This window comes from Sulfurimonas paralvinellae (genome assembly GCF_014905135.1).
Classification (GTDB): Bacteria; Campylobacterota; Campylobacteria; order Campylobacterales; family Sulfurimonadaceae; genus Sulfurimonas; species Sulfurimonas paralvinellae.
The window spans coordinates 1,302,690-1,328,477 of sequence record NZ_CP041406.1; the positions used below are offsets into that span (position 1 = coordinate 1,302,690).

Below are 25,788 nucleotides of genomic sequence, written 5' to 3' on the forward strand. Positions count from 1 at the left end.
GAACTATCCTAATTTAGCTTTGAGGATCTCATTCACGGCCTGTGGATTCGCACTTCCTTTGGATGCTTTCATAACTTGCCCGACAAAGAACCCAAAGAGTTTTTCTTTTCCGGCTTTATATTGCTCAACTTTATCTTGATTTGCACTGATGATCTCGTCACACATTGTTTCAATGGCACCTGTGTCTGTCATCTGTTTGAGTCCAAGCTTCTCAATAGCAGCATCGACATCAGCATCTTCATTTTCCATAAGATAGTCAAGTACCTCTTTGGCAGCTTTACCTGAAATGGTCTTGTCATCGATTCGTTTAGCAAGAAATCCGAGTTTATCTGCATCTACCGGAGAGTTGTTAATAGTCATCTCTCCTTTAAGGCGGCCAAGCAGCTCAACCATCAACAAAGATGCAGCCGTCTTGGCAGTCACACCCTCTTCATTCATCATTGTCTCAAAGAAATTCGCCATCTCTACAGAAGATGTAATGACCATCGCATTGTACTCACTCATACCGTACTCATTCAAAAAGCGATCTTTCTTCTCATCCGGAAGTTCCGGAATCTGTGAATACTGCTCCATCATTTCATCGGTAACGACACATTTAAGGAGATCCGGCTCTGGAAAATATCTATAATCTGCCGCTTCTTCTTTACCTCGCATAGAACGGGTTTCTTGTTTGACTTGATCAAAAAGACGCGTCTCTTGAACAATCTCTTCATCATAAGTGCCATCTTCCCATGCTTCGACTTGACGGGAAACCTCTACCTCAATCGCTTTTTGAATAAATTTAAAAGAGTTTATATTTTTAATTTCAACACGAGTATAGAGATTTTCATCGCCTTTTGGACGGATGGAAACATTTACATCGACACGGAAAGACCCCTCTTGCATATTTGCATCACCGATATCTATGTAACGAATGATAGAGTGTAGCTTTTTCAGGTACAAAATCGCTTCTTCAGCACTTCGCATATCAGGTTCACTTACAATTTCGAGCAGCGGTGTACCTGCACGGTTAAGATCCACTTTCGAGATATCACCTTCATGTATATTTTTTCCCGCATCTGCTTCTATATGAGCGCGATTCACACGGATTATTTTATTGGATCCATCTTCGAAATCTATTTGCAGTTTTCCATGTTCAACTATCGGAGTGTAGAGTTGTGTAATCTGATAAGCTGAGGGAGAATCCGGATAAAAGTAAGACTTTCTATCAAAATATGAAACACGGTTTATCGTCGCTTCAAGAGCGGTACCGAGCATAATGGACTTATGAACCACCTCTTTGTTAAGGACAGGCAGGGCACCTGGAAGTGCTAAACATGTAGGACAAGTATTTGAATTTTGTTTATGATTAAAACTCGTAGCACACGAGCAAAAAAGTTTTGATTTTGTGTTTAACTGTACATGGACCTCAAGTCCGATAACTACTTCAAACATAGTTTTCCTTAGATAAAATAAAAATAAATTATTCTATTTTAGCCAATCTATGCTTTAAAATACGTTATAACAAGGCAGTTTGCAAAAGAAAGAAAAATGTGATATAATTATCACATTGATAAATATAAGAAAAGCCAACCTTACTGTGAAGTAAGCACGGAAAGTTATGGGTCTTTGTAAAAAGATCGCCAGACTACCAAATGTATTTATACCCTGCATTTTTTTCTATATCTATCATAATATCAAACACAATGATTTCGTAGATCGTTGGATGGAGAATATTATGAAATATTTACTGCAAACCCTACTCTATCTTCTGCTATCGACACAAGTTGTAGCAAATGACAAAGTTTCTGTTGATTTTAACACGATTGATATCTATGAGAGTACACTCTCAAAAATATCGCTATCAATAGAACCGCAAAAGAAGAATGATTTTTCTTTTATCTTTTCTTATGTAAGTTCGTTATTTTCGTTTGAAAAAACACCGCAGAGATATAATAACACTGAAGACTATAAACAGGTTCACATTGCTTTGAATTTTAGATTTTAGTATCTATTTAGTATGTTTTGCGTAAATTTTTTCAAGAAGTTTCGTCTGTTTGATAGCTTCTTGCAAACGTTTTTTATTCACTAAAAATGCATCAAGAGCTAAGATCAAAAAGAGTGAAATCATGATATAAAGAAGTGTGAGAAAAATCGCCAAAGCCAAGCCAAGCGAAATAAAGAGTTTAAATGTTATAAGAGCACCGAAGAGGACAATCGCCCATGATGCTCCAAGCAAAAAGCTTATGATTCTCTCATAGACATCTTTTTGCATCAGAAAGTTTTAGTGCTCTTCTACAACAATTGCACCGGCAAGGTAAACATATGTTAGCATCATAAAGATAAATGCCTGCAAGAATGCACCAAATGTTAAAAGACCAAAAGGAATCAACGGCATAACCCATGGAACAAGCATTAAAATTACCGCCAAGAACATATCATCACCTTTGATATTACCAAATAGACGGAAACTAAGCGAGATGATACGTGAGAAGTGAGAAACGATCTCAACAGGGAACATCAACCATGCAAGCCACCAAACAGGACCTGTAAAGTGCGCAAAATATTTAACAATACCGTGTGTTTTAATACCAACATAGTTATAGTATACAAATACAGAAAGTGCTAAAGTAAGTGTCATATTCAAGTCAGCAGAAGGAGCTTCAAAACCTGGGATAATACCTATGAAGTTTGCAATAAATACAAATAGACCTATTGTCGCGACTAAAGCAACATATTTACGAGCATGTGCTTTACCCATAACGTCTGTTCCCATTTCTAAAACACCATTAACGTATGCTTCCATAAGGTTTTGTGTACCTTTTGGTACAAGCTGTAAATTTGACATCGCAACTTTTGCAAGTACAACTGCGATCAATGCTGATAAAATCATGTGTGAAAGAAAAAGAAAATCATGATTTTCTGAAATAAGCCCGAAAAAAGTAAACATTTCACCCATAGGCGTGCTCCCTTGTCTTTAAAAAATTTAGGGAATTATAGTTTAATTTGCATTAAATTATCCTAAGTCTTGCTACAATTCCTTTATTACATTAACAATTCGGAGGAATTTATGAAGATTTTAAAAGTAATGACACTTGTTGGCCTTACAGCCTCTCTACTCGCAGCAGCCCCACAGAAAAATAGAGATGCGAAGTTTAAAGAGATCGTAAAAACAGGACAGAAAAGTTCAAAAATGCTTATGCAGACACTCGGTAAAAACATGAAGAAGAACATGAAAGCAGGCGGTCCTATAAAAGCTTTGGATTTTTGTTCAAAAGAGGCTTATAACCTTACGGAAAAAGTGAATACAAAACTGCCAAAGGGTGTCAATGTAAAAAGAATCAGCATGAAGTTTAGAAATCCTGCAAATGAGCCACAAGGCAATGAAGCAAACGTCTTAGAGGCACTTGCAAAATTAAAAAATGCCAATGTTGTTCTTCCTAAACATCTTATCGAAAAAGTCGATGAACATACATATAAGTACTATAAACCTATAATCATCAACAAGCAGGTATGTCTAAAATGTCACGGAGATGTTAAAGATACTGATCTCAAAAGAGCCATTCAAACAAATTATCCGATTGACAAAGCAATGGGATATAAAATGGGCGATCTTCGTGGTGCAGTAGTTGTTACAATTAAAAAATAGTTTATTTTGCGAAGTATAATCTACTTCGCAAACTCTATCGCTCTACTCTCACGGATAACATTCACTTTAATCTCACCCGGATACTGTACACGATCTTCAATCTCTTTTGCAATCTCTCTTGCAATTAAAACCGATTCATCATCATTGACCATTGTCGCATTGACAATGACTCTCACCTCACGACCTGCATTGATGGCATAAGCCTGTTTTACACCACTATGTGCCGAAGCTATATCTTCTATCTCCGTGACGCGTTTCAAAAAGCTTTCCAGCACTTCTCTACGTGCACCAGGACGAGCTGCTGAAAGGGCATCAGCGGCACAGACTGCACCGCATTCTACAGAATGGATCTCCTGCTGTCCATGATGTGCATAGATGGCATTGATGACAACTTCATCTTCATTATAACGACGACAAATCTCTGCACCTAAATCAACATGGTTACCATCTACATCATGCGTGAGAGCCTTACCGATGTCATGCAATAAACCTGCCCTTTTTGCCAAGATAGGATCACCACCCATCTCTGCAGCCATAATACCGGCTAAATGAGCGACCTCCAATGTATGTGCCAACGCATTTTGTCCATATGAAGCACGGTAACGCAAACGGCCAAGGAGCTTCATAAGTTCTGGATGCATAACGCCGACATTGAGTTCAGCGACCAGCTCTTCACCTTCACTTAAGATCTTCGACTCAAATTCATCAGATACTTTTTTAAATATCTCTTCAATCCGCGCCGGCTGAATTCTTCCATCCTCTATAAGCAGCTGCAGTGTCTTCGTAGCTATCGCGCGGCGATAAAGATTGAAACTACTGACAACAATGGCATTTGGTGTATCATCAATGATGATATCAACGCCCAAAAGTGTCTCGAGCGCTTTGATATTACGTCCCTCTTTACCGATGATACGCCCTTTAAGTTCATCATTGTCCAAATGAACAAGATTTGTAAGGCGTTCACTTGCAAACTCTCCTGCAAAACGGCTCGTAGCCTGTGCTAAAATGAAGTTCGCTTTTCTTTCGCTCTCTTCCTTTGCCTCATTCTCATAACGTCTTACGATGTGAGCTATCTCTCCGCGAGATTTTTCTTCCACCATTTCAAGAAGCATCTTCTTCGCTTCATCCTGCGTCATACCTGCACAATGTTCTATGGCATGCAGGGCTTCATCAATTTTCTGTTCATATCGCTCTTTCAATAGAGCCAGTGATTTTTCATTTCTCTCTAAATTGATCTTTTGTGCCTGCAGTGCTTGCTGCTTAAGCTGAATCTTTGTCTCTTCTTCTTGCTTCTCTCTTAAAAAGCTCTGCTCTTTTCGTATAAGAGCATCTTCTCTTTGATGCAGATCCGCTTTGGCTCTCGCTTTTGCACTGTCAAACTCTTTTTTAGCCTCCAGCTCGATCTCGCGTGACTTCAACTGAGCACGCTCTAAAAGGGTCTGCGCCTCGTTTTCTATCGCTTTCGCTTTGGCTTGGGCCTGTTCCAGATATATATCGAAATTTGCGCCCGTAATCTTTTTAGAGATGAAAAAACCAACGACTCCACTGACAGTGGCTATACCGCCACCCAGTAGTATCTCGTTTAACATCTTTTACTTCCTCTTTTTTATAGCCTTATTCATAATTCTTTTCGTTGGTGTTAACAACATATCACCTGTAACGTCGTATGCGTCACATATTTTCTCTTTTGTGTAACAAAGTTCCGGCTGAATAAAAATAGTATATGGTCTCTTTTGTAATTTTTCAAAGAAACGATCATACATTCCTTTTCCAAACCCAATTCTTTGCAAATTACCATCAACCCCAACTACAGGTACTATGGCTATATCAATTTTTTTAATATCTCTTAATGTATTTCCCGCTTCTAAAATACCAAACTTTTTTTTCTTAAGCGGTAATCTAAATGGTACCATCTTAAAACTTTTACCCACCATAAACGGCACAAAAACATTATGTTTTTTTCTCATTTTCTGCAAAACTTTTCGGATGTCTGCTTCATTTTGTAACGGATAGTAAAACAATATGTTTTTTCTCTTTTTAGCACTTAATTCCCTAAGTAACGAACGATTAAGAAGATAAGTGCTGTAATTTTTTCGGATATGACCGCTGGATGATAATTTTTTCAGACATTTTTCACGAAATTGGCTTTTTGTAAGAGGCATATAAAATCTTTATGGATATAATTTCGCACATTTTACATAAATTAAGGTTAAATATCCATGTCAAAAACAATTCTTTTATCATCTTTACTTGCATTTTCACTCCTCTTTAGTGCCTGCTCTTCAGAAAAAAAAGAACAAGAAGATGCCAATGCCCTTCTTGCTAAAAATGAGATAGTCCTTACTGCAACCGACATGAAACAGTATGTACTTAAAAAAGACAATGAAGGATATACGCTTGAGAATTCTAAAGCAAAAATTCTCATTCTTGATATCTTCGCAACCTGGTGTCCACCATGTCAAGCTGAAGCGACACACCTTAGCTCTTTACAAAAAAAATACAAAGATCAGATCAAAATTATCGGTGTAACGGTTGAAGAGAATGTTCCTAACACAAAACTGGAAACCTTTCGCAAAAAATTCAACGCCCAATACCCACTGGTAAACTCTTCTGAAAACAGTCGCTTAATCGATGAAATAGCACAAAAACTACAACTTGGAAGAAATTTCGGCATTCCTCTTCTTGTTATTTATAAAGATGGGAAACTTGTAAAATACTATCAAGGTGCTGTAGAAGAAGAGTTCATAGAGAGCGATATCAAACGAGCTTTGGAAATTTAGATGTTTGGATTTATAAAAAAGTCTCTCAACAAAACCGTTGATGCGATTAAAACCGTTGCTCCAAAGAGAAAGATCTCTTTTACCAAAGATGAAATCGAGGACATCCTTCTTGAAGCGGACGTAGAATATGAGCTTGTAGAGATCATACTGCGCGAGATATATCAGGATAAAATCACGAGAGAGATACTGCGCTCAAAACTCTTAGCAACGCTTCGCTATGCAGAGTATAAAGAGCCTCAATATACACCGCCTTTCGTTGAACTGATTGTCGGTGTAAACGGTGCCGGCAAGACAACGACCATCGCAAAACTCGCTCAAAGATACAAGAATGAAGGCAAAAAAGTCATTCTCGGTGCAGGAGATACTTTCCGTGCGGCAGCTATTGAGCAGCTTACTCTCTGGGCAAAAAGACTCGATATTCCCATTGTTGCATCAAAACAGGGACATGACTCTTCTGCCGTTGCCTACGATGTCATTGACTCGGCAAAAGCAAAGGGCTTTGACAATGTCATCATTGATACGGCTGGCCGTCTACATACACAGACAAATCTTGCAAATGAGCTTAAAAAGATAAATCGAATCTGCGACAAAGCTCACGCAGGGGCACCACATAGAACTATCCTTATTATTGACGGCACACAAGGAAATTCTGCCATTTCACAGGCAAAAGCTTTTCATGACATGATAGGCATTGACGGCATAATCATTACAAAACTTGACGGTACAGCGAAGGGAGGCAGTATCTTCTCTATCGCTTATGCACTTGAACTGCCGATTTTATTTGTCGGAACCGGAGAACAGCCAGAGAATCTCACACCATTTGACAAATACGAATTTGTCGATAGTCTTCTCGATGCGATTTTTGATCAAGAAAAATAATAATTCTTTTGCAGATATGATAAAATTGCATCTTCAAAACTAACAACAAGGATATTTATGACAAAACAACTAAGTGCATTAACACTTGCAAGTATATTATCTGCAAGTGCTGCTTTGGCAAATGAAGAAGTTGCTAATACAAATGAAAACAAAGAGACTTTTCACCATAAAGAAGAGAAAGTATATGTTGTTGCAAAAGGACTTATGACTAACGGTGATACGATCCAAGAGGGTGAAGCAAGTGTTAAGGGTAAAAATGGAAAAGGTTTCGGTATTGACCTTGGATACAGAACAGGTACGGGTGTAAACTTTGAAATAGACTATGCCTACACAGAGCTCGATGTCACAGAAACAACACCTACTGAAGAGACTCATGCAACTGGTAAATATCATAGTTTCTCTTTTGATCTGCTCTATGCATATCACCTCAATGAGCCATTTGCCATTTTTGCAAAGGCCGGTTATGAATATGAAAAAGAAAAAATCAATACTCTCGGTGTTGATAAAAGTGATACAGGATTCTTGTATGGTGCTGGTTTTGAGTATGAACTGAAAGAAAATCTTGCTTTCATCTTTGAATATGAGGACTCAACAATTGATGGACCAAAAGGCTATACTTTAGCAGCGGGCTTGGTTATTGGTTTAGACGTTTTACCGTAAATAAGAATATAAACTTCTTAACACCTCCAATATAAAAGTATAAAATCTGACAATTTGTCATATTTTATACTTTTTCTTTCAATTTTTCCTATAATTTTTTTAAAACTTCCAAAAGGCTTTGACAATGGCTAAGAAAAAAATACTCTTTGAATGCCAGCACTGTGGACTTACCACTCCGAAATGGATGGGAAAATGCACCAACTGTGGTGCGTGGGACAGTTTTGTCGAGCTGAGTGAACAACAGCAGGAAGTCATCAAACAGACAAAATCAACATCCAGCACTTCTGCAAAAGCTATCAGTATCAATAAAGTTATTGAAGAGGAAATTTACCGATTTTCTTCACTTGACACTGAACTCGATAATGTTTTAGGAGGCGGCATAGTTCCCGGTTCTCTTACGCTCATAGGAGGGAGTCCCGGTGTCGGAAAGTCCACCCTGCTTCTTAAAGTCGGCTCCAATATTGCCTCAAGTGATAAAGATGTACTTTATGTAACTGGAGAAGAGTCCACTTCCCAGATAAAGCTTCGTGCCAATCGTCTTAAATCAAATCATGATTCTCTCTATCTCTTAAGTGAGATACGCCTTGAGCAGATTCTTGTTGAACTTGAACACAGAGAGTATGATTTTCTCATCATCGATTCCATCCAGACCATCTACTCAGAAAATATCACTTCAGCACCCGGCTCGGTCACACAGGTACGCCAGATCACGTTTGAACTAATGCGCATAGCAAAAGAGAAGGATCTGGCAATTTTCATCATCGGTCACATAACAAAAGAAGGCTCTATCGCCGGTCCTAGAGTATTAGAACATATGGTCGATACTGTTTTATATTTTGAGGGAGATTCCTCGCAAGAGCTTCGAATACTCAGAGGTTTTAAAAACCGTTTTGGAGCGACAAGTGAGATTGGTGTTTTTGAGATGAAAGCCCAAGGGCTTGTCAGTGCTACCGACATTGCTTCACGATTTTTCAATCGTAATTCTCAGCAGAGCGGTTCTGCACTTACAGTCGTTATGGAAGGAAGCCGTCCTATTATTCTTGAAGTTCAGGCTCTTGTTTCTGAATCACACACACCCAATGCAAAGCGTCAGGCAACCGGTTTTGACAACAACCGCCTTAATATGCTTTTAGCTCTCTTGGAACGCAAGTTAGAGATTCCTCTCTCAGGCTATGATGTCTTCATTAATATAACAGGTGGTATCAAAGTAACTGAAACTGCAGCCGATTTGGCAATACTTGCAGCAATTATAAGCAGTTTTCGTGACCGTGCCATCTCTAAAGAGACGGTCTTTATCGGCGAAGTCTCCCTTGTAGGTGATGTCCGAGAAGTTTACGGACTTGATACGCGTCTCAAAGAAGCAAAAATGCAGAATATCAATAAAGCGCTCGTTGCAAAAAAACCGCTTGAAAAGAGTGCAATGAAAACATACATTGTCGATGAAGTAACAAAATTACTGGAGTGGTATTAAAATAAGCAATAATAAGTTCTTTTTTTTCAGAATGGTTGTATAATACCCAAATAAAATTTTTGAAGGTAAAAAATGATTGATACTGAATTTAGAAGTGAAGAGAGATTTGCAAGATTGGCTATTGCTTATGAAACACCTGAAGAAAAAGAGTGTGTAAATGAACATGTAGATTCCATCTTGGCAAAATACGATAGAAAACCTGAAGAGATGTATACGACAAAAGTTGCCAATGGCAAAAAAGAGGTATTGGTCATTGAGTATCATGATTCTGACCGTGAGACCGGAGATATTTTTGAAGACATCATGAAGTCTTTACATATCACCTGCTGTTCATAAGGACGGATAGTGAATCTTCAAGAGTATGCAAAAGGCAATGAACTCTTTCGAACATACTTTAAAAAGAACAAAGAGTCCCTTCTTGAACTCGTAAAAAGCGGTCAATCACCAAAAGCCCTTTTTATCGGCTGTTCTGATTCGCGTGTCATTCCGGACATGATGCTCCAAACCAATCCCGGTGATCTTTTTGTCATCCGCAATGTTGGCAATCTTGTACCTCCCTATAAACCCGATGAAGATTTTCATGCAACGGCATCAGGCATTGAGTATGCAGTGAGTGTTTTGAAGGTACAGGAGATCATTATCTGTGGGCATACACACTGCGGTGCTTGCGAACATCTCTTTGAAGCTATTGAAGATAAATCTCTTATTCATACAAAAAAATGGCTTGAACTTGGTGAAAATGCAAAAAAATCAGCGATATTAAGTCTTGGTGCCAATGCACCTAAAGATGAACTGCTGCGTTTGACCGAAAAACTCTCAGTTATCAATCAAATTGACAATATACTAACGTATCCAAGTGTCAAAAAATATTTTGAAGATGGTTCTTTGCACATACATGGATGGTGTTATGACATAGAAACAGGTAAAATTGAGTATTACAATGCTGATACTTATGAGTTTTTACCACTCAAAGAGTTGGTTTTACAAAATTAGCAAAAAAAATACTAAATAATTTTTCATAATTTTCGATATACTAACAAAACTATTATAATTTTATAATTTCAAGGAAGAAATATGGCTGAAGAAGAGACAACAGAAGAAGAATCTGCACCCAAAGAGAAAAAATCAAGTAATTTACTGATGATAATCATCATTGTTGTTCTGATACTTATCATTATCATAGGCGCTGTAGTAGCAGTACTTCTTATGAGTGGTGATGACGAGGCTGTAGACGCTACATCTGCTCCACAGGCAAAAGAGAAAACTGTATCAAAACAGAGCCGAAGAAGTGCTTCAAGTGCACTTGAAGACACAAGAACACTTGACCAGATCGGTACGCTTTATCCATTAGACACATTTACGGTAAATTTAAAAAGTGATTCGGGAAGAAGATATCTGAAAGTTACTATGTCCCTTGAACTCGAAGGCGAAGAGTTAAGTATGGAACTCGATGCAAAAGCCCCGGTACTTCGAGACAGAATCATTCGCATACTCTCTTCCAAAACATTAGAAGAAATATCATCAAAGAAAGGGAAACAAAAAGTTTCCGAGCAGATTATGGATACTTTGAATGCCATGCTTACAGATGGTAGAATAAAAGGCATCTATTTTACTGAGTTTGTTATTCAGTAGATGATTGGTATTGACTTGATAAGTGTTCCTCGCATGGAACGCTTGTTAAAGAAGTTTGGCAAGAAAGCGCTTCTTCGGTTTTTATGCGAAAAAGAGATAGAACTTGTAAAAAATGGTACTACTGCCTCTGGATTCTGGGCTGCAAAAGAAGCTTTTTCAAAAGCATTGGGTACGGGAATAGGTGCTGACTGCTCTTTTCATGACATTAAAATATATAAAGACAAACAAGGTGCCCCAAAAATTGCTCTCTCACGCAGGATAATCCAAAAATTCGACATCACACAAGTTGCCCTCTCCATTACTCATGACGGAGAATTTGCAATAGCCGTTGTCACATTGGAGACATCAACCTCCGCCGACAAAGTCAAGGAGTTCTAGCTTATCTCCGTCATGGATGATATAATTGTTCCAGGAATCTTGTTTGATGATATTCATATTCACAGCAGCAGCCATGACTTTTCCTTCAAGTGATAATTTTTGAAGGATTTCTTGAAGTGTCGTTTTCTCTGCAAACTCCCTTGTTTCTCCATTTACAATGACTTTCATCTCTATATTCCTAAGCATAAATTTTCAAAATTGTACCACTGTTACTTGAATATAGCATCAATACTTATCCTCGTAACGCAAAGCTAAAGAAAACTTAATGCTAAAGTTTTGAAATATACTCAGCCAGTGCTTTTATGTCAGCATCGCTTAGTTTTGAAGCCTGCCCTTGCATCACTGCTTTCATTGCACCGCCATATGTACCGTCTTGATAGCCTTTTAGTGCATTTTCTGTCTTAGTCGCATTCCAACCTGCAATTATTTGTGATTTACCAAGTGCTTTTTTCTCAGCTTTTGTACCGTGACAACCTGCACATGCTGTAAAGAGTTTCGCTCCATCCGGTGCAGTAGATGCGACTGTGACAGCTGCTTCTTTTGATGCTTCTTCAGTTTTAGTCACTGCAGGAGCTGTTACTGTTGGCGTAACTTTTTCTTGAGTAGCAGCTGTTTGTTCTATTTTTGGTACTGCCGGTTTTTCTGCAACAGCTACTTTTTCTACAGGTGTTGTACTTTTCACTTCTTGTTGTGTCTTTGATTGATTATCACCACATCCTATTAAAATAAGTGCCACAATGGCAGATAAAGCTATTTTTTTCATAATTATTCCTCGTATTTTTTATATAATGATTATATCAAAATTTAAAAAACATATTATGAGATACTCTTTTTTTAAAACTGAATCGGCACAGTTATATAAGCCTGAACGATCATATCATTATCAAATGGAAGAACCGATACACCTATATCAGGTCTATAAAATCTTGATAGATCATACTTTACATACTTCACTTTAAGATTCAGCTTAGCACCTTCACTAAGAAATGAACCATCTCCATACTCTGCATGGAATTCATAGTCTTGTTCAAGTTTCTCAAAACCAGTATTTGCACTATACTGTTTTGCGCCTATAGTTAAAACAAAATCTTTATTTATTGCATATTTTCCTGTAAATTCAACGATACTTGAAGATTCACCGTCATCAAGGTCTTGTCTTTCATATCCTCTACTCACAGGAACATCATCATCAAACTCTATATAATAAAACCCAAAATAAAGATTTGCTCCAAAACTCAAATGATTATTGTCAAAGAGATATCCAACACCTACATGTTGTCGGACTTCTCTTTCTACCGAACTTACAGTATTTTGTCTGTTATCCATCAATAAATGCCAGTTCAATCTGTTTTTTTCATTGATTGTATACATAGGACCATTGGCCTTTACAAAAGCATCAAACCAAACAGAATAATGATCTGGATCAAGATGATCCTTGTCTCTGTCGATAAAAGCTTCGATCTTTGCTGCCAAGCTTATGCCATTTTGTGTTACATGTTTAACGTAAATAGCAGTGTTTAAGCCTAATGTATGTGATGTCCCCTTTGGCAAACCATCTTGCGGCACATCATTCTTAATATCCTGTACAATAAAATCATGGACACCTACACTCAAATCATATTCTACTGCATAACTTGCAGAAGAAAGCAGCACACATAAAACAATAATTATCTTTTTCATCTATTCTCCTAAATAAAAGGGTTGAAAATCACCTACTCTAAATGTAAGAGAATATAATAGCAATATTTTATTTAGTAGATGATATATTTGATCAGTTTATCATTTTCATATCCGAATATCCAGCGGATCACTGCAATTATAAACCATAAAAACAAAAGAGGAAAAAGCACAGTTTGCACTACAAAAACAGTAATGAGCGAAATTATATTACGTGTTGCATCATCGATACTCTTTTCTAAACTATCAAGCTGTTTTGAAAGATTAAGACTTTCAACGACACTATCATATTTACTGCCAAGAGAATCAAGAAAACCCTGCTCTTTTTTCTGCTGAAGTATCGATTTGTTCTTTGTTTCTATCGCTTCAAGTTCTGTCTTTGTCTTTGTTATTACCTTCGTTGCATGCACATATTCATTTTGCAGTAAAGAATCATAAAGTATTTGCGAAGAGTAAACAAATACAACCGCGGCAAACCGGATGACAAGTAGAAACAAAAAGATTTTCAAGCTATATGCCAAAAAGAGGCTGTTTTTTAGTTTTTTTATCCATAAAAAAGATAAAGTCAGCACACCACTGAGACTTAAAGCAATCTGTAAAAAAAGTTTTGAGCTAAAGATCAAAAGTAGTTTTTCAATGCCAAGAGCTACCGATGATAAGAGCATTACCCAGGAAAAACGCTCGACAATATCATTGAAAGGATCTAAAACCTCACCCACACTAAAATTAAGCCCTATACCGACAGGCGTAAGTGAAAGTTCTGTACCTTGAATTAACGAGATAACAGCATTGAGGGCTTTTGCAAGTCCAAATGCCACCATAGCTCTGTCAAATGAAGCGTCAAGCATTGTCATCGCCTCCGCATCTAACTGCCAAAGTGTACTCAACACTGCCAAGATAATTATAACGATGCTCAGTCCTATTTTCATATGCAGTCCTAAATTGATAATACTAATAATCGATAAATAGTTTTTCGATATAATTGCACTAATTTAATAAAGTGAAAAACATGCATTTTGAGCCATATCCATTTGAAAAACTAAATGACCTACTAAAAGACATTATACCAAATAAAAACTATACCCCCTCTGTTTTAACTATTGGTGAGCCGCAGTTCGAGACACCGGACTTTATACAAAAAACACTCTGCGACAATACGGCACTGCTAAAGAAATACCCTAAAACAACAGGTGAAACCGAGCTGCGTGAGGCTATGCGCGGTTTTATGCAGAGACGTTTTCATATCTCACTTACCGATGCTGAGATCATTCCTACTTTTGGAACGCGTGAAGTACTTTTCAATTTCCCGCAATTTCTGCTTTTTGAAAAAGAAAATCCTGTCATGGCATATACAAATCCTTTTTATCAGATCTATGAAGGTGCAGCCATTGCCACTCGCTCCAAAGTCATTCATCTCAATCTCGATGCACAGAACAACTTTAAACCACAAATCAATGAAGATGAGTTAAAAAGCTGTAACCTCGTCATCATTAATTTTCCAAACAACCCCACAACAGCATCACTTTCTCTTGATGAACTCGGTACGTGGGTAAAGCTGGCACTGAAATATGACTTTATTCTTTTAAATGACGAATGCTACAGTGAAATTTACACAGACAAGCCTGTACCTTCTCTGCTTGAAGCGGCAAAACATGTCGGCAATGAAGATTTTAAAAATACCCTTGTAATAAACTCCATCTCCAAACGCTCCTCTGCGCCGGGACTACGTTCCGGATTTATCGCGGGTGATGCAAAGATATTAAAAGAATATATGAAGTACCGTACCTATGTCGGTTGTGCTTCACCGTTGCCGCTGCAGGCAACTGCTGCCGCCGCATGGAGTGATGAAGCCCATGTCGCTGCCTCACGCAAAATATATCAGGAAAATTTCCACGTAGCACAAGAGATACTTGGAGTAGAGATCCCTGAAGCCACTTTCTATCTATGGCTTCATGTCGGCGATGCACTTGCATTTACGAAAAAACTCTACAAAGAGTACAATGTCAAAGTACTGCCCGGAGAGTATCTTGCCCGTAAAAATTCTGAGGGGAAAAATCCTGGAATCGGGTATGTACGGATCGCTCTTGTTGAGAGTGTAGAAAAGACCAAAGAAGCATTAACGCGCATAAAGGAGTGTTTAGGTGAATAAAGAAGATCTCAAAGCTAAAATTTTAGAGGCTCATAAAGAGGCCGATATCGCATCACTCTATATTCTTGAGCAGCAAACCCATGAACTCTTCGATGAAGAGACACTCCACGGATACTACGCAAACATTCTCGATCTCGCGCTTGAAAAGCTGACAGAGACACTTGAGGCACACCGCGTTATGGATATGAATGAAGTACAGGATTTTGCAACACTGCGTGCCCTCTATGAATACGCAATGGAACACTACTCAGCAGGAAAACCAAGTGATGCTGCCGCTCTTTTTGAAGTGCTTGGAGGCCTCAGCAATGACGAGAAGTTTTCAGATGCTATGAAAATCCATCGCTCAGCTGCTTCAGAGAATCTTGCGTTGGACGATTTTTTAGAAAAGCTTGCAGACTTGCAGGAGACTGAAAATACCGGCACTTTTTATGTGTCTCGCTTTACAAAAGAGGCACAAGAGTTGCTAGATAATAACAAAAGCACAGAGGAATAACGGTATGAAAATTCACTTTATTGGCATCGGTGGTATCGGCATCTCCGGGCTTGCACAATACATGCAGTACAAAGGTCATACCGTAAGCGGTTCAGATATAAAAGAGACCGTTATTACCAAAAAAATGCGTAATCAAGGCATTGATGTCACTGTTCCTCACGCAGCTTCTGCCATCACAGATCAGGATTTAGTAGTGCATTCAGCCATCATTCGTCCTGACAATCCTGAAATCGTAGCGGCAAAAGAAAAAGGCATCGAAGTGCTTGCTCGCCGTGAAGCACTGCTCAAGATCTTAGATGATCAAAAAGTATACTCTGTTGCCGGTGCTCACGGTAAAAGTACGACAACTGCCATCCTCACTTCCATCATGGACGGTTCAGCAATAATCGGTGCAGAATCCAAAGCCTTCGGATCAAATGTACGTTATGATGAAAATAGTGATATGATGATATTTGAAGCTGATGAATCCGACGGTAGTTTTTTAAACTCAAATCCGCACTGTGCTATCGTTATCAATGCCGAACCTGAGCATATGGAATACTATGACTACAACTATGAACGTTTTTACGACTCTTACAAGACATTTATAAAGTCAGCGAAACACAGAGTGCTCAATGCAGAAGATCCATTTTTGGCAACACTCAAAGATGAGATCGACGCACAATGGCTCTATCCTTCACAAGATATTCAAAACATAGAGTATGTTCTTCTCAATAATGAACCGCATACACGTTTTACTCTTCGTGACCTTGGCAGTTTTGATGTATGGGGCTTTGGGAAGCATATTGCCCTTGATGCAGCACTTGCAATACTTGCAGCTCAGGAGTCAATGGATATAGAAACGATTCGTCAAAAACTGCTTACTTTCAAAGGCATTAAAAAACGTTTTGACATCATCTCGCTTGAAAACGACAGTGTTATCATTGATGATTACGGCCATCATCCTACAGAGATAAAAGCGACATTTGAATCTGTCAAAGAGTATGCCCAGCTCAAAGGTTTCGATAAGATCACCGCTATTTGGCAGCCGCATAAATACTCTCGAACTATCGATAATCTTGAAGAGTTCATCAAGTGTTTTGAAGGTGCGGCGGAACTTATCATTCTCCCTGTCTGGGCAGCCGGCGAAGCACCACGTGAGATCGACTTTCAAGAGAAGTTTAAAGAGTATAACCTTACGATGGCAGACTCTATCAAGCGAGCCAACAACACTATCACGGTCATTAAAGACAAAGAGGATCTTGAAACACTTGATAAAGGACTTATCATCGGCTTTGGTGCCGGAGATATTACCTACCAGATACGGGGTGCGAGTTAGTGGCATATATCTACGGACTCATAATTGTAGGACTGTTGACCCTTGCCATGCACTACTTTACTGAACTCAGCACAAAACAAAAAATCAGTGCTGCTATTATCATACTGATACTGATTTTGAGTGCCGTTGCATACAATAAATACCAGGATGCTCAAAGAGAGAAGATGCTTGAGATCGTCATAAAGTATGAACAGGGAAAAACAATTCGCTGCGGCAACAGAGATGTCAATGCATCGAACTACTCACTGAGTGTTGGTACCTACACTTTTATAGGAAAGAAAAACACTCCGCACTATGCAGAGATGATAGACGCCTTTACATGTCAGTAGATCCAAAACAGAACAAGATCACAAAGCTCATCACGCAGCTTGACCTCACGCAGCACATTAGTGAATTTGAATCATTCTTCTCACGCAGTCATTCTCTCTACATCGAAGGTGATCAGGAACTGCATTTTCGCTACATTAAAGCGCTCGATGCACTTGAGTTCAACGCACCACCGAAGGTTGCAGATTTTACAGAGATAAAACTGCATCTGAAAAAACATGGTGTTCTTAATTTTGAACAGATATTTGAACTTGTCAAAGTTGTGCGCTATTTTCGCTACTTTAAAAATCGTGAGCTTGAAGGGCTCATCGGCGAGTGGATGGAGAAAATTGTCACTCCTGAGAGCTTTACCGAGATAGAGAAATACTTTACCCATGACGGAAAATTTGAAGAGAATCTCGATGAGACGCTCTTTGGACTCTCACAAAGAATAAAAGAGTACAAAAATGAGATGAGCGGCGCACTCAAACGTATGATGAACAGCTCGAAACTTGCCGGCTATCTCATCGACACACAGGTGCACTACATCAACAATGAAGAGTGTCTGCTTGTTCGCGGCGGTTTTAACCATGTCCTCAAAGGTGCCGTTGTCGGACGCAGCAGCGGCGGCTTTTTCTATGTTGCACCTGATGCGATCTTAAAGACAAAAGAGAAGATCCGCTACATCGAGCAGGAGCGTGAAGCTATCTTTTACAGTTATGCAAAAGAGTTCTCTGCAAAACTAAGTGAGCTTCTGCCTTTTATAAACTTCATCGACAAAGAGTTTACAAAGTTCGACAACTATCAGGCACGTGTTTTGTTTGCAAAGAGCAAGAACATGCAGCTTGTCAAGAGTCAAAAAGACTCCAAGATTCTTCTAAAAGATTTTATCCACCCTGCTCTGCATAATGCCAAGCCTATCAGCGTTGATTTTTCAAAAAATATTTTGATGATAACAGGTGTCAATGCCGGTGGTAAGACGATGCTTCTCAAATCAATTCTAGCATCTGCTTTTATGGCAAAATACATCATCCCAATGAAGCTCAATGACAACAAATCGCATATAGGAAATTTCAAAGCTATCGAAGCCATCATCGATGATCCACAAAATGTAAAAAATGACATCTCGACTTTTGCAGGACGTATGCAGCAGTTCTCACGTATCTTTGAATACCGCTCTGCCCTTGTCGGTGTCGATGAGATAGAACTCGGAACAGACTCAGATGAAGCAGCGGCACTTTTTAAGGTAATACTTGACGACTTGATAAATCGCGGACAAAAAGTCGTCGTTACAACCCACCATAAACGTCTCGCCGCCCTTATGGCAGACCGTGACGATGTGGAGTTGATGGCTGCCGTGTATGATGAAGAGGCTCGCCGTCCAACCTATGAGTTCATGCAGGGAATCATTGGGAAAAGCTATGCCTTTGAAACGGCATCACGCTACGGCATTGCCAACAAACTCGTAAACGAAGCCAAAAAAGTCTACGGAGATAATTCTGAAAAACTCTCATTGCTTATTGAACGTGGAAGTCAGCTTGAACGTGAACTCAAACAGAAGCATAAAGCGGTTGATGAAAAACTCGAAGAGCTGCAAAAAAAAGAGCGTGCTTTAAAAGAGCAGAAAGATGAACTGCAAAAAGAGCTCCAACGTCAGAAAGCAGAACTTAAACGTGAGTACGACCTTGCCATAAATGAGGCGAAAAAAGCAGCACGTGAGGGTGACACAAAAGCCATTCACCGTGCCATGAACAAAGCCAATAAAAAACTGCCGCGTGAACAAAAAGAGCATATCAAACAAGACGTAGCCTTCAATGTCGGCGATGAAGTAAAATACCACTCACAAAGCGGTGTAATCGTCTCTATGAAAGGCAAAGACGAAGCTATCATCGAAGCAAACAGTATGAAGGTCCGTGTCAAAACAAAACATCTCAAACACACGAAGATCGTCAAGCCAAAACCACAAACGAATGTCAACCTCAATGTCACAAAAAAAGCAGGGCTGAAATGTGATCTGCATGGCATGCGAGCCGATGAAGCCACAGAAGTGCTTGATAAGTTCTTAAACGATGCCCTCATCAACGGCTGGGATGAAGTACTTGTTTATCACGGTATCGGTACAGGAAAACTCTCCTATGCCGTCAAAGAGTTTCTAAAAACACACCCGAGAGTAAAAGGTTTCGATGACGCGCCACAGCATATGGGTGGATTTGGTGCGAAAGTGGTCTATCTCTAATGGCGAAGCATATAGCTGTTATCGGCGGAGGTGCTTCGGGACTTATGAGTGCCATACTCTGTGCCCGTGCAGGTTTGGAAGTTTCACTTTTTGAGCAGAACAACAAACTTGCCAAAAAGATTCTGGTCTCGGGAAACGGCCGTTGTAATATTACCAACGCAAACCTCTCACACAATGACTATTTTTCCCAAAACCCTGCTTTTGTTGAGTACGCTCTGCGTGAGTTTGGATTTAAAGCATTTGAGAAATTTGCCGCTTCCATAGGGCTTTTGCTTGATGTTAAAGAAGACGGCAGAGCCTATCCACTCTCAAACGAGGCCAAAAGTGTCGCTAAGATATTTGAAGAGTATGCAAAGAGTCTTGGTGTCATCTTTCATACCAATGCCAAGATAAACTCCATTAAAGAGTTTATAACAAAATACGATGCCCTCATAGTCGCTACCGGCTCACGTGCGGCTTCACATCTTGGCGGTAACAGTGACGGAGAGGAGTTTGCACGTGAGTTTGGACACAACATCATCCCTGCTTATCCTTCCCTTGTCCAGCTAGAGATTGATTCCAAGTTTATTCATAAAATGGCAGGTGCCAAAGTTGATGGAGAAGTCACACTCTTTATCAACTATCAAAAAGAACTCAGTGCCAAAGGCGACATCCTCTTTACGAACTACGGTATCTCCGGTTTTGCCATTTTAGATATCTCGCAGGCAGCATCCAAAGCACTGTTGGAATTTTCTCATGTTGCTGTTTCACTTAATCTGCTTCCAAGCCTCACGCAGCAGCAGATCGCAAGTCATGTATCCACTCTTACAAAAGAACTGCCGCACTTTACACTTTTGGATATTTTAGTCGGTCTTCTGCCATTGAAAATCGCTGCAACTATTTTAGACTTTTTAAAATTTCCTCACGCAACTAAAGCCAAAGATATTAATACAAAAACAGCCAAAAAAATTGCCAACTGTGTGAATAACTGGCGATTTGAAATCGAAGAGACGCATGGTTTTCGTCACGCAGAGGTCAGCGGCGGTGGCATTGACACCAATGAAGTCAATCCAAAAACCATGGAATCACTCAAACAAAAGAATCTTTACTTTACAGGAGAAGTGCTCGATATCGTCGGCAGACGCGGCGGCTACAACTTCGCTTTTGCATGGGCATCTGCTTATTTGGCCGCGCAAGATATAATCAAAAAATAATCTGCTATAATAAATAAAACAAATAAAGGTTAACAATGTCAACACCTCTTATTATTCTCATAGTACTGGCAATCATTCTCGTTTTGATGTACAACTCTCTTGTTGCAAAGAAAAATCAGGTTGAAAATATCTTCGCATCTGTTGATACACAGCTTAAAAAACGCTACGACCTCATCCCGAATCTTGTCGCTTCGGTTTCAAAATATATGGATCATGAAAAGTCTCTTCTTGAAGAGGTGACAAAGCTCAGAAGTGAAGCCAACAGACCGAATATCTCCGATAAACAGAAGATGAACCTCGATGCAAAAATCACAAAAGCACTCGGTTCCATTATGATAGCCGTTGAGAACTATCCTGACTTAAAAGCCAATGAAAATGTAATGCACCTGCAGCGCTCTTTAAATGAAGTAGAAGAGCAGATAGCGGCAGCCAGACGTGCTTATAACCAGGCCGTTACAGATTACAACAATGCGTTAGAGATGATTCCGACAAATATCATGGCATCTATGATGGGTTACAAAGAAAAAGATGTCTTTGAGATCACAGAAGATGAGAGAAAAAATGTCAATGTAGGTGAGTTGTTTTCTAAATAATGAAAACTATCAGCGAACTTACAGACTTCTACTACAAAACCCTCTACCCTGTACTTCAGGAGCTGGAGGAAGACAGAAAAGCACTCAAACAAAGAGTCATCAGCTTTGCGAGTGTCTATATCATCGCTGTTGCCCTTATCGCACTCTCAATTTATAAATATGTTGATATTGATATGCTCTTTTTTATGGGTGTTTTTGCACTTGCAGGTTTTGGCTGGCTCTATCGTTTTTTAGTTAGTGACTATACCAGTGATTTCAAACAAAGGGTTATAGCACCGCTTATTCACGAAATAGATGAAAATCTTGACTATCTTCCTGAACTCCATGTTCCTGTTGCAAATTTCAACCGCTCAAAACTCTTTACCTCCCGACCTGACCGTGTGAGCGGAAATGACTATGTTCGTGGCAAAATAGATGGAATCGATATTGCATTTTCCGACTTTCACGCAGAGAAACGTCATAAAGATTCTAAAGGCAGAGAGTCATGGACGACAATCTTTCAAGGACTGTTTATTATCTCGGATTTTCATAAAACATTTCATGGAGAAACTGTCATACTACCCGACTACGCCCAGTCTACTTTTGGAGACCTCATCGGCTCATGGCTGCAGACAAATAACTTCTCACGTAAGCAGCTTGTCAAAATGGACTCGCCAGAATTTGAAAAAGCATTCGTCGTCTACGGGACAGATCAGGTAGAAGCGCGATACATCCTCACGCATACATTGATGCAAAAACTTTTAAACTACAAAAAACGTTCAAAACACCCGCTATATGTCTCTTTCATCCGCGGAAAAATCTATATGGCCATCGAATATAACGACGATATGTTCGAGCCGGCTGTTTTTCGTTCACTTTTAAACTATAAAATAGCAATGCAGTACTTAGCAACCCTGCACCTTGCCATCGGCATTGTAGAAGAGTTGAAACTCAATCAAAAACTGTGGAGTAAAAAATGAAAATAAAAGTAACACTCATAGCCCTCATGGCCGTTGCAAATCTCTTTGCACTGAATGTTGGAGAGAAACCAAAAGAGGTCGTCATAGAGAAAGAGAACGGCGGGCTTGTCAAAGACGGTTCCCCATGGAACTCCAATATGCTTAAAGAAAAAGTCTATGTAATGTTCTACGTCGATCCCGATGAAAAAGATCTCAATGAAGATTTTTCGCAAGCACTCAAAGCCAAAGAGTACAGGAAAAAAGGCGACTTCGGCAGTCTTGCCGTTATCAATCTAGCTGCGACATGGAAGCCAAACTTCATCATCGAGTCTATCTTAAAAGGCAAGCAAAAAGAGTTTCCAAAAACCATCTATGTCAAAGACAAAAACAAAGTTCTCGTCAATGAGTGGGATATTGCCGATGACAACTCCGACATCATCATCTTTGACAAAAGCGGCAAAGTGATTTTTTACAAAGCAGGAAAAATGAACGATGAAGATATGCAGCAGGCATTTCAACTTATAGAGGAAAACATATAAATGGACAACGAAACAAGCATACTCAGTCTAAGCATTAAAGATCTCTTTACGAAGAAGATGATCACCTACTCTATCATGCCTTTTATCATCTCGATGATAGTGCTCTACATTCTCTTTTTCATCGTTGCAGGACTTGGCATCGACCAAATGACAACGATGGACGTACAGACAACACAGACGACAATACAAAACGGTGTGCCGCATACTGAGAGTTTTCAGGCGACCTTAGCAGGCACGGCAATAATGAAGTTTCTCATGAGCTCCGCACTCACTTCCTGGATAGCAACCTTTTTTATCTACACGATCGGCGGTTTTTTAACACTCTACGCTTCTATATTTGTGGCTTTGATCGTCATTGGTTTTTTAACGCATAATATTCTGCGTGAGATACAGTTTCGACACTATCAGGATGTAGAGTTGATAGGCTATTCAAACGCCTTTGAGAGTATCTTTTTTACACTCAAATGGGTACTCATCATGATAGCGCTCTTTTTTCTCTTTATTCCACTTTATTTCATTCCCGTAGTAAATGTCATCGCTTTTAACTTTCCGCTGTATTACTTCTTTCATAAAATGATGACCTACGATGTCAGCTCGAACATCTGTACAAAAGAAGAAGATATGAAGATCCGTTTTTTTTACGGTTCAACACTCAGACTCAAAACACTGGGACTCTATCTGCTTTCACTCATCCCTTTTGTTATCTTCTTTGCATCTGTATTTTATGTCATCTATTTGGGACACAGTTATTTTATTGAAGTCAGAAAATTAAGAGCGGAGGATTAAGAGAACATCTCTTAGTCTTCTTCTTTGTCCGCCTCTTTCATAACAAGGGCGCGGTAATTCTCATCTTTTGCAACAAGTCCAGCTTCATAGAGAAACTGGCTTGGCAGGAAGTTCTGTTTTTTTATCTTGTCATACTTGGCATAGCTTAGGTAGAGAATATCTTTTGCACGTGTCACCGCAACATAAAAGAGGCGTCTCTCTTCATCAAGACTGCCTCCGCGCTGCATCAGCTTGCGGTTTGGAAATCTTCCGTCCATCAAGTCAACAACATAGACCTCTTTATATTCAAGCCCTTTACTTGCGTGAACACTTAAAAGGTTCACACCCTCGCCCTGCGTGAGGTCAGAAGAGCCGAGTATCATCGCATTTAAGAACCTGTCATGCTCGTTATATGGTTTTGCCAACTCCTGCAACAGCAGCATCTTTCTGTTGATGCGGATATTGGACTCCTCTTTTTGCTTCTCATCAATGCTCCCGTCTTTGAGTGTCGCACGTTTTGTCGAAAGATAATCACCAATATATTTAAAAAGCTGAGAATCAACGATTTTACGAACAATAGTTCTCGGCTGCTTAATGCCTTTTAAATCACGAAAGAGCAGATAGAAATTATGCAAAAATGTTGCGGATTCTTTTGTCAGTTTCGGATGTTTAAGCACAGGGTTTTTCATAAACTTCGCTTCAAATCCGAGTTTGGCATATTTACCCACGGCACCGAGTTCCAAAAAGTCATCGAAAAGCCCCAGTTGATGGTTGAGCTTTCGTTTTTCAAAAGGATTCTTCACACTTTCATCAGGTGCATAGAGTCCATAGAACATACTCCCCTGCCCAAGAGATTTCAAGGCAATATAGAGCTCTTTTGCCATAGCACTTCCAATGCCGCGGGCAAACTCAAAGAGGTGAATAAAGGCCATCATATCCGCTTCATTGACAAGCAGCGTGTAAAGGTCAAGTACTGCCTTCACCTCACGCGAATCAAAGAAGCTCGTTCCACCTTTTCGCTTGCAGGCTATACCAAGCTCACGCAGCCCTACTTCAATACCATCTGCTGAAGAGTTGTTACGGAAGATGACAGCGATCTCCTCACGCGGCGTAGCACTTTGCGAGATCTTGTCAGCCACTCCATGATACTGATCAAAAAGTTCATCAAATGCCAAAAGCTTCGGAAGATGTGCATCATAATCACGTGTAACCTCGAGTTTTTTAGGATAGATTCTCTCATTTATCTCTATTACTTTGTTTGCCAACGACAAAATAGGTCGAGAAGAACGGTAATTTTTTGTCAAGGTATGGACAACTGCAGCAGGATACTTCTTCGTAAAAGAGCCTATGATGGTAATATCTGCACCGTTAAAAGCATAAATAGACTGATCATAATCCCCCACGCAAAAGAGTGAAGGCGGATTCATCGCATCTATCAACGTGCCCTGCAATGCATTGGTATCTTGGTACTCATCTACAAGTACCTCTTTATAACCAAGATCACTCTCTTTTGCCATCTTTCGAAACTCTAAAAGCAGGTCATTGAAATTCAAAAAACCATACTCACGCTTGAGCGCTTCGAACTCATCGACGACATCAGCGTATATCATGGCAAAAAGTTCATGTTCGGGATAGTTTTCTATAAGCCACTGTTCAAAATTCTTTTCCAACTCGGTATTTTGATAGTAGGAGTAGAGATCATAGAGATAGTTACCGCCATAAGCCTGTACATCAGCATCTATATGCATAAAAGAACGTTTTTCAAATACAGAGCGAAAAAGAGTTTTCAACTCACGTTGCTGTTTAAGCACAACCCGTTTGTCCCGTTTTTTCAGCCAGCGATAGCTCACTGCATGAAAAGTTCCCGCATCTATCTTTTTTGCAACATCCCCGCCAAAATACTCCCCAATGCGTGCCACCATCTCAGCTGCTGCTTTATTTGTAAAAGTCAGCAGCAGTATCTCTTGAGGCTGTACACCGGAGTTCAGCAGGTGTGCGATTCTGCCGACTATCGTCGATGTCTTTCCGGTCCCTGCAGAAGCGATAATAAGATTTTGATTGGCTTTTGAAGTTGCAGCGGCATGCTGTTCTTCATTTAAACGGCTTAAAGGCATTCGGAATTATACCCACCGAGTATTAAAAATTGATAATTC

The 25,788-nt window shown here is 39.5% G+C and carries 30 protein-coding genes and 1 riboswitch; of the genes, 20 read left to right on the forward strand and 10 right to left on the reverse strand.

The window, feature by feature from the left end; genetic code table 11:
- Positions 1-3: 3 nt before the first annotated feature.
- A complete protein-coding gene (gatB, locus tag FM071_RS06795) occupies positions 4-1,434 on the reverse strand; it encodes an Asp-tRNA(Asn)/Glu-tRNA(Gln) amidotransferase subunit GatB (RefSeq protein WP_193110082.1) in 1,431 nt (476 codons plus the stop codon).
- A 123-nt stretch (positions 1,435-1,557) separates the two neighbouring features.
- Positions 1,558-1,635: riboswitch (cyclic di-GMP riboswitch) on the forward strand.
- Positions 1,636-1,717: 82 nt separating this feature from the next.
- Here gatB and FM071_RS06800 point away from each other — a divergent pair.
- The gene (locus FM071_RS06800; RefSeq protein WP_193110084.1) at positions 1,718-1,987 is read left to right on the forward strand and encodes a hypothetical protein; all 270 of its coding nucleotides are present in this window, start codon (positions 1,718-1,720) and stop codon (positions 1,985-1,987) included.
- Between the two features lie 3 nt (positions 1,988-1,990).
- Here FM071_RS06800 and FM071_RS06805 read toward each other — a convergent pair whose 3' ends face one another.
- Entirely contained in the window at positions 1,991-2,254 is a 264-nt protein-coding gene (locus FM071_RS06805) for a hypothetical protein (protein ID WP_193110085.1), read from the reverse strand.
- A 9-nt stretch (positions 2,255-2,263) separates the two neighbouring features.
- Positions 2,264-2,938, reverse strand: coding sequence for a F0F1 ATP synthase subunit A (locus FM071_RS06810; protein ID WP_193110087.1), 675 nt, complete (start codon positions 2,936-2,938; stop codon positions 2,264-2,266).
- Positions 2,939-3,049: 111 nt separating this feature from the next.
- Between FM071_RS06810 and FM071_RS06815 the strand changes: the two genes are divergently transcribed.
- Positions 3,050-3,628, forward strand: coding sequence for a Tll0287-like domain-containing protein (locus tag FM071_RS06815; protein WP_193110089.1), 579 nt, complete (start codon positions 3,050-3,052; stop codon positions 3,626-3,628).
- Between the two features lie 20 nt (positions 3,629-3,648).
- On the opposite strand, the gene rny is transcribed toward FM071_RS06815, so the two are convergent.
- Positions 3,649-5,217: a ribonuclease Y gene (rny, locus tag FM071_RS06820; protein ID WP_193110091.1), complete on the reverse strand. Its 1,569-nt coding sequence runs from the start codon at positions 5,215-5,217 to the stop codon at positions 3,649-3,651.
- A 3-nt stretch (positions 5,218-5,220) separates the two neighbouring features.
- Positions 5,221-5,790, reverse strand: a complete 570-nt coding sequence (locus FM071_RS06825; protein WP_193110093.1) for a 5-formyltetrahydrofolate cyclo-ligase — start codon at positions 5,788-5,790, stop codon at positions 5,221-5,223.
- Positions 5,791-5,847: 57 nt separating this feature from the next.
- Here FM071_RS06825 and FM071_RS06830 point away from each other — a divergent pair, with 57 nt between their 5' ends.
- The 8 genes from FM071_RS06830 (at position 5,848) to acpS (ending at position 11,428) form a co-directional block, all read left to right on the forward strand.
- On the forward strand, positions 5,848-6,408 hold the full coding sequence (locus FM071_RS06830) for a TlpA family protein disulfide reductase (RefSeq protein ID WP_193110094.1): 561 nt from the start codon (positions 5,848-5,850) through the stop codon (positions 6,406-6,408).
- On the forward strand, positions 6,409-7,287 hold the full coding sequence (gene ftsY / locus FM071_RS06835) for a signal recognition particle-docking protein FtsY (RefSeq protein ID WP_193110096.1): 879 nt from the start codon (positions 6,409-6,411) through the stop codon (positions 7,285-7,287).
- Positions 7,288-7,344: 57 nt separating this feature from the next.
- Positions 7,345-7,947, forward strand: coding sequence for a porin family protein (locus tag FM071_RS06840; protein WP_193110097.1), 603 nt, complete (start codon positions 7,345-7,347; stop codon positions 7,945-7,947).
- Positions 7,948-8,071: 124 nt separating this feature from the next.
- Complete coding sequence (gene radA, locus FM071_RS06845) at positions 8,072-9,418, forward strand: DNA repair protein RadA (protein ID WP_193110099.1); 1,347 nt, start codon at positions 8,072-8,074, stop codon at positions 9,416-9,418.
- Between the two features lie 72 nt (positions 9,419-9,490).
- A complete protein-coding gene (locus tag FM071_RS06850) occupies positions 9,491-9,754 on the forward strand; it encodes a hypothetical protein (RefSeq protein WP_193110101.1) in 264 nt (87 codons plus the stop codon).
- 9 nt (positions 9,755-9,763) lie between these two features.
- The gene (locus tag FM071_RS06855; protein ID WP_193110103.1) at positions 9,764-10,411 is read left to right on the forward strand and encodes a carbonic anhydrase; all 648 of its coding nucleotides are present in this window, start codon (positions 9,764-9,766) and stop codon (positions 10,409-10,411) included.
- Positions 10,412-10,492: 81 nt separating this feature from the next.
- Positions 10,493-11,050, forward strand: a complete 558-nt coding sequence (gene fliL / locus FM071_RS06860; RefSeq protein ID WP_193110104.1) for a flagellar basal body-associated protein FliL — start codon at positions 10,493-10,495, stop codon at positions 11,048-11,050.
- Positions 11,051-11,428, forward strand: coding sequence for a holo-ACP synthase (acpS, locus tag FM071_RS06865; protein ID WP_193110106.1), 378 nt, complete (start codon positions 11,051-11,053; stop codon positions 11,426-11,428).
- On the opposite strand, the gene thiS is transcribed toward acpS, so the two are convergent.
- The 4 genes from thiS to FM071_RS06885 all read right to left on the reverse strand — a co-directional run bounded on the left by thiS (position 11,396) and on the right by FM071_RS06885 (position 14,034).
- Positions 11,396-11,596: a sulfur carrier protein ThiS gene (gene thiS, locus FM071_RS06870; RefSeq protein ID WP_193110108.1), complete on the reverse strand. Its 201-nt coding sequence runs from the start codon at positions 11,594-11,596 to the stop codon at positions 11,396-11,398. The two genes, acpS and thiS, sit on opposite strands and share 33 nt — an antisense overlap.
- Positions 11,597-11,696: 100 nt before the next feature.
- The gene (locus FM071_RS10855; protein WP_193110110.1) at positions 11,697-12,191 is read right to left on the reverse strand and encodes a c-type cytochrome; all 495 of its coding nucleotides are present in this window, start codon (positions 12,189-12,191) and stop codon (positions 11,697-11,699) included.
- A 71-nt stretch (positions 12,192-12,262) separates the two neighbouring features.
- A complete protein-coding gene (locus FM071_RS06880) occupies positions 12,263-13,108 on the reverse strand; it encodes a hypothetical protein (RefSeq protein ID WP_193110112.1) in 846 nt (281 codons plus the stop codon).
- 71 nt (positions 13,109-13,179) lie between these two features.
- The gene (locus FM071_RS06885) at positions 13,180-14,034 is read right to left on the reverse strand and encodes a hypothetical protein (RefSeq protein ID WP_193110114.1); all 855 of its coding nucleotides are present in this window, start codon (positions 14,032-14,034) and stop codon (positions 13,180-13,182) included.
- Between the two features lie 80 nt (positions 14,035-14,114).
- On the opposite strand from FM071_RS06885, the gene FM071_RS06890 reads away from it, so the two are divergent.
- The 10 genes from FM071_RS06890 to FM071_RS06935 are packed head-to-tail and all read left to right on the forward strand — an operon-like array spanning position 14,115 to position 23,656.
- Positions 14,115-15,254 carry a succinyldiaminopimelate transaminase gene (locus FM071_RS06890; RefSeq protein ID WP_193112047.1) on the forward strand — a complete coding sequence of 380 codons (1,140 nt, stop codon included), beginning with the start codon at positions 14,115-14,117 and terminating at the stop codon, positions 15,252-15,254.
- Positions 15,247-15,747, forward strand: a complete 501-nt coding sequence (locus FM071_RS06895; RefSeq protein ID WP_193110115.1) for a hypothetical protein — start codon at positions 15,247-15,249, stop codon at positions 15,745-15,747. The genes FM071_RS06890 and FM071_RS06895 overlap by 8 nt, the downstream gene beginning before the upstream one ends.
- 4 nt (positions 15,748-15,751) lie before the next feature.
- The gene (gene murC / locus FM071_RS06900) at positions 15,752-17,065 is read left to right on the forward strand and encodes a UDP-N-acetylmuramate--L-alanine ligase (RefSeq protein WP_193110117.1); all 1,314 of its coding nucleotides are present in this window, start codon (positions 15,752-15,754) and stop codon (positions 17,063-17,065) included.
- Complete coding sequence (locus FM071_RS06905; protein ID WP_193110119.1) at positions 17,065-17,394, forward strand: hypothetical protein; 330 nt, start codon at positions 17,065-17,067, stop codon at positions 17,392-17,394. Before murC ends, FM071_RS06905 begins: the two co-directional genes overlap by 1 nt.
- Positions 17,385-19,607, forward strand: coding sequence for an endonuclease MutS2 (locus FM071_RS06910; RefSeq protein WP_193110121.1), 2,223 nt, complete (start codon positions 17,385-17,387; stop codon positions 19,605-19,607). The genes FM071_RS06905 and FM071_RS06910 overlap by 10 nt, the downstream gene beginning before the upstream one ends.
- Positions 19,607-20,800 carry a BaiN/RdsA family NAD(P)/FAD-dependent oxidoreductase gene (locus FM071_RS06915; protein ID WP_193110123.1) on the forward strand — a complete coding sequence of 398 codons (1,194 nt, stop codon included), beginning with the start codon at positions 19,607-19,609 and terminating at the stop codon, positions 20,798-20,800. The genes FM071_RS06910 and FM071_RS06915 overlap by 1 nt, the downstream gene beginning before the upstream one ends.
- Positions 20,801-20,835: 35 nt before the next feature.
- Positions 20,836-21,393 carry a LemA family protein gene (locus tag FM071_RS06920; protein ID WP_193110125.1) on the forward strand — a complete coding sequence of 186 codons (558 nt, stop codon included), beginning with the start codon at positions 20,836-20,838 and terminating at the stop codon, positions 21,391-21,393.
- Positions 21,393-22,352, forward strand: a complete 960-nt coding sequence (locus FM071_RS06925; protein ID WP_193110126.1) for a DUF3137 domain-containing protein — start codon at positions 21,393-21,395, stop codon at positions 22,350-22,352. The genes FM071_RS06920 and FM071_RS06925 overlap by 1 nt, the downstream gene beginning before the upstream one ends.
- Positions 22,349-22,870, forward strand: a complete 522-nt coding sequence (locus FM071_RS06930) for a YtfJ family protein (RefSeq protein WP_193110128.1) — start codon at positions 22,349-22,351, stop codon at positions 22,868-22,870. The genes FM071_RS06925 and FM071_RS06930 overlap by 4 nt, the downstream gene beginning before the upstream one ends.
- Positions 22,871-23,656, forward strand: coding sequence for an EI24 domain-containing protein (locus tag FM071_RS06935; RefSeq protein ID WP_193110129.1), 786 nt, complete (start codon positions 22,871-22,873; stop codon positions 23,654-23,656).
- An 11-nt stretch (positions 23,657-23,667) separates the two neighbouring features.
- On the opposite strand, the gene FM071_RS06940 is transcribed toward FM071_RS06935, so the two are convergent.
- Entirely contained in the window at positions 23,668-25,749 is a 2,082-nt protein-coding gene (locus FM071_RS06940) for an ATP-dependent helicase (protein WP_193110131.1), read from the reverse strand.
- Between the last annotated feature and the right edge of the window lie 39 nt (positions 25,750-25,788).

Excerpts from the sequence above, each read along its gene's own strand:
- radA (WP_193110099.1), top strand. The coding sequence starts at position 8,072 with ATGGCTAAGAAAAAAATACTCTTTGAATGCCAGCACTGTGGACTTACC.
- FM071_RS06830 (WP_193110094.1), top strand. The coding sequence starts at position 5,848 with ATGTCAAAAACAATTCTTTTATCATCTTTACTTGCATTTTCACTCCTC.
- FM071_RS06805 (WP_193110085.1), bottom strand. The coding sequence starts at position 2,254 with ATGCAAAAAGATGTCTATGAGAGAATCATAAGCTTTTTGCTTGGAGCA.
- thiS (WP_193110108.1), bottom strand. The coding sequence starts at position 11,596 with ATGAAAGTCATTGTAAATGGAGAAACAAGGGAGTTTGCAGAGAAAACG.
- FM071_RS06800 (WP_193110084.1), top strand. The coding sequence starts at position 1,718 with ATGAAATATTTACTGCAAACCCTACTCTATCTTCTGCTATCGACACAA.
- FM071_RS06815 (WP_193110089.1), top strand. The coding sequence starts at position 3,050 with ATGAAGATTTTAAAAGTAATGACACTTGTTGGCCTTACAGCCTCTCTA.
- FM071_RS06930 (WP_193110128.1), top strand. The coding sequence starts at position 22,349 with ATGAAAATAAAAGTAACACTCATAGCCCTCATGGCCGTTGCAAATCTC.
- fliL (WP_193110104.1), top strand. The coding sequence starts at position 10,493 with ATGGCTGAAGAAGAGACAACAGAAGAAGAATCTGCACCCAAAGAGAAA.
- FM071_RS06825 (WP_193110093.1), bottom strand. The coding sequence starts at position 5,790 with ATGCCTCTTACAAAAAGCCAATTTCGTGAAAAATGTCTGAAAAAATTA.
- FM071_RS06915 (WP_193110123.1), top strand. The coding sequence starts at position 19,607 with ATGGCGAAGCATATAGCTGTTATCGGCGGAGGTGCTTCGGGACTTATG.
- gatB (WP_193110082.1), bottom strand. The coding sequence starts at position 1,434 with ATGTTTGAAGTAGTTATCGGACTTGAGGTCCATGTACAGTTAAACACA.
- murC (WP_193110117.1), top strand. The coding sequence starts at position 15,752 with ATGAAAATTCACTTTATTGGCATCGGTGGTATCGGCATCTCCGGGCTT.
- FM071_RS06925 (WP_193110126.1), top strand. The coding sequence starts at position 21,393 with ATGAAAACTATCAGCGAACTTACAGACTTCTACTACAAAACCCTCTAC.
- FM071_RS06880 (WP_193110112.1), bottom strand. The coding sequence starts at position 13,108 with ATGAAAAAGATAATTATTGTTTTATGTGTGCTGCTTTCTTCTGCAAGT.
- FM071_RS06850 (WP_193110101.1), top strand. The coding sequence starts at position 9,491 with ATGATTGATACTGAATTTAGAAGTGAAGAGAGATTTGCAAGATTGGCT.
- FM071_RS06910 (WP_193110121.1), top strand. The coding sequence starts at position 17,385 with ATGTCAGTAGATCCAAAACAGAACAAGATCACAAAGCTCATCACGCAG.
- rny (WP_193110091.1), bottom strand. The coding sequence starts at position 5,217 with ATGTTAAACGAGATACTACTGGGTGGCGGTATAGCCACTGTCAGTGGA.
- acpS (WP_193110106.1), top strand. The coding sequence starts at position 11,051 with ATGATTGGTATTGACTTGATAAGTGTTCCTCGCATGGAACGCTTGTTA.
- FM071_RS06890 (WP_193112047.1), top strand. The coding sequence starts at position 14,115 with ATGCATTTTGAGCCATATCCATTTGAAAAACTAAATGACCTACTAAAA.
- FM071_RS06840 (WP_193110097.1), top strand. The coding sequence starts at position 7,345 with ATGACAAAACAACTAAGTGCATTAACACTTGCAAGTATATTATCTGCA.
- ftsY (WP_193110096.1), top strand. The coding sequence starts at position 6,409 with ATGTTTGGATTTATAAAAAAGTCTCTCAACAAAACCGTTGATGCGATT.
- FM071_RS10855 (WP_193110110.1), bottom strand. The coding sequence starts at position 12,191 with ATGAAAAAAATAGCTTTATCTGCCATTGTGGCACTTATTTTAATAGGA.
- FM071_RS06885 (WP_193110114.1), bottom strand. The coding sequence starts at position 14,034 with ATGAAAATAGGACTGAGCATCGTTATAATTATCTTGGCAGTGTTGAGT.
- FM071_RS06920 (WP_193110125.1), top strand. The coding sequence starts at position 20,836 with ATGTCAACACCTCTTATTATTCTCATAGTACTGGCAATCATTCTCGTT.
- FM071_RS06810 (WP_193110087.1), bottom strand. The coding sequence starts at position 2,938 with ATGGGTGAAATGTTTACTTTTTTCGGGCTTATTTCAGAAAATCATGAT.
- FM071_RS06940 (WP_193110131.1), bottom strand. The coding sequence starts at position 25,749 with ATGCCTTTAAGCCGTTTAAATGAAGAACAGCATGCCGCTGCAACTTCA.
- FM071_RS06935 (WP_193110129.1), top strand. The coding sequence starts at position 22,871 with ATGGACAACGAAACAAGCATACTCAGTCTAAGCATTAAAGATCTCTTT.